The organism is Mesonia sediminis (genome assembly GCF_042684705.1).
Lineage (GTDB): Bacteria > Bacteroidota > Bacteroidia > Flavobacteriales > Flavobacteriaceae > Mesonia > Mesonia sediminis.
The window spans coordinates 1-677 of record NZ_JBHULZ010000024.1 but is presented as its reverse complement, the minus strand read 5'-3'; the positions used below and the strand labels follow the sequence as shown (position 1 = coordinate 677).

Sequence of the window (677 nt, the reverse complement as noted above, 5' to 3'; positions counted from 1 at the left end):
GCATTGTTCTGTGCATTGGCTAAGGTTTGGTGGTAGCTTACGCTTACACCGGCTGCCCCGCCAGTGATTTCATTGTCTAAACTGGGCAGGTTGAATAAACCAAAGCCGTCGTTGTCATCGTCACAGAAGGTATACACTTGTGGGGTGTTGGCCGCCGGGGCGGTATCTACTTGTAAGTCGATAGCATCATCTATTAAACATCCCGTAGTTTGATCTTCTATTTGAAAATAGATGGTCTGGTTATAGGCTGTTGTATTGGTATAGTTACTAGGCAATGCATTGGTTCCTGCAGCCAAATCGGCTGGGGTCTCATAGTAGTCTACATGGTAGTTCGGGTTATTCCCGGTAAGCTGATTGGTGGCTGCTGTTAAATCGAATACAGCAATACCATCGGCAGTAGCGTCATCACAAACCACTTGGGTCACCGGGGTGTTGTAACTTGGTAGCGGGTTTACCACTAAATCAAAACTAGTGGTTGAAGTACAGTTGTTAGGGCCCTCTGCTTCTACTACAATACTTTGCGGATTGCTGGTATTGTCATAAGCCGTTGGGTTAGCGATGGCTGTACCTGCGGTATAGTCTGCTTGACTCGCATAATAGGTCAGGGTGAAATTAGCTGGTGTTGCTTCATTGGCCAAAATGGCTGCAGATTGACTGGTTAAGTCAAAGGTCTGCAC

General features: G+C 46.7%; 1 pseudogene. It reads right to left on the bottom strand.

The features are described 5' to 3' along the window. A pseudogene (locus tag ACFSQ0_RS05635) lies at nt 1-677 on the bottom strand (hypothetical protein); the annotation flags it as partial.